We start from the raw sequence: 1,594 nt of genomic DNA, 5'->3' as shown, positions 1-1,594 counted from the left end.
GCACGACCGCCGGGGAGACGATCCGGTCGAGCCAGCCGAGCCGGCCGGTGTGCTCGCTGCTCGGGGCCCGGGCCAGCAGGAAGCCGTCGACGAGCCGGCCGGCGAACCGGACGCGCACCCGCACGCCCACCCGCGCCTCGGCATCGAGCTCACGCGGGATCAGATAGTCGAACTCGCGGTCGAGATGCGGCAGCGGCAGCAGCGGCAGGATCCGCGCCACCGGATCCGTCTCGGCGGCGGTCCTGTCGGTGGCCACCCGGACCCCTGACGGGGCGGGTTACAGACCGGCGGCGGCGCGCAGCTTCTCGGCCCGGTCCGTGTTCTCCCACGGCAGGTCGATGTCGGTGCGGCCGAAGTGCCCGTACGCGGCGGTCTGCGCGTAGATCGGACGCAGCAGGTCCAGGTCCCGGATGATCGCGCCGGGCCGCAGGTCGAACACCTCGGTGATCGCCTGCTGGATCCGCGCCGGGTCGGTCTTCTCGGTGCCGAAGGTCTCGACGAACAGCCCCACCGGGGCGGCCTTGCCGATCGCGTACGCCACCTGCACCTCGAGCCGGCCGGCCAGGCCCGCTGCCACGGCGGTCTTGGCCACCCAGCGCATCGCGTAGGCCGCCGAGCGGTCCACCTTCGACGGGTCCTTGCCCGAGAACGCGCCGCCACCGTGACGGGCCATGCCGCCGTAGGTGTCGACGATGATCTTGCGGCCGGTCAGGCCCGCATCGCCCATCGGGCCGCCGAGCACGAACGACCCGGACGGGTTCACCAGCAGCCGCACCTCGGCGGTGTCGAGCCCGGCCAGGCTCGGATCCGCCAGCACCGCCTCGACGACGTGGGTGCGCAGATCCGGGGTGAGCAGGTTGTTCAGGTCGATGTCCGCCGCGTGCTGGGTGGAGATCACCACCGTGTCCAGCCGCACCGGCCGGTCACCGTCGTACTCGATGGTGACCTGGGTCTTGCCGTCCGGCCGCAGGTACGGCAGCACCCCGGTCTTGCGGACCTCGGTGAGCCGGCGCGAGAGCCGGTGCGCCAGCGCGATGGGCAGCGGCATCAGTTCCGGGGTGTCCGAGCAGGCGTAGCCGAACATCAGGCCCTGGTCGCCGGCGCCCTGCAGCGCCACCTCGTCGTCGGTGAGCACCCCGGAACGCGCCTCGTGCGAGACGTCGACGCCGCCGGCGATCTCCGGGGACTGCGCGCCGATGGCGATGTTCACCCCGCAGGAGTTGCCGTCGAAACCCTTCGAGGACGAGTCGTACCCGATCTCGAGGACCCGGTCGCGCACGATCTTCGGGATGTCCGCGTAGGCCGAGGTGGTGACCTCGCCGACCACGTGCACCTGCCCCGTGGTCACGAGGGTCTCGACCGCGACACGGGCGCGAGGGTCTTCGGTGAGCAGCGCGTCGAGGACGGAGTCGCTGATCGCGTCACAGATCTTGTCCGGGTGCCCCTCCGTCACGGACTCACTGGTGAAAAGCCGACCGCCGGTCTTGCTCACGGAACTCCCTCTCGACTGGTTGTGTCTAGCTCGAACGAACGAACTGATGTCAACGATATGGGCGACGCTACTGTTCCGGTCGCGCCGGCGCGAGACTTTCGC

Annotated in this window: 1 protein-coding gene and 1 pseudogene; both read right to left on the bottom strand. The window is 70.9% G+C overall.

Features of this window, described 5'->3' with window-relative positions; genetic code table 11:
* Window positions 1-256: pseudogene (locus CQZ88_RS20340) on the bottom strand (primosome assembly protein PriA); the annotation flags it as partial.
* Between the two features lie 21 nt (window positions 257-277).
* Complete coding sequence (gene metK / locus CQZ88_RS20335; RefSeq protein WP_006937654.1) at window positions 278-1,492, bottom strand: methionine adenosyltransferase; 1,215 nt, start codon at window positions 1,490-1,492, stop codon at window positions 278-280.
* Window positions 1,493-1,594: the final 102 nt, after the last annotated feature.

The organism is Rhodococcus sp. ENV425, from assembly GCF_002887785.1.
Classification (GTDB): domain Bacteria; phylum Actinomycetota; class Actinomycetes; order Mycobacteriales; family Mycobacteriaceae; genus Rhodococcus; species Rhodococcus aetherivorans.
This window is presented reverse-complemented; position numbering and strand designations above follow the sequence as displayed.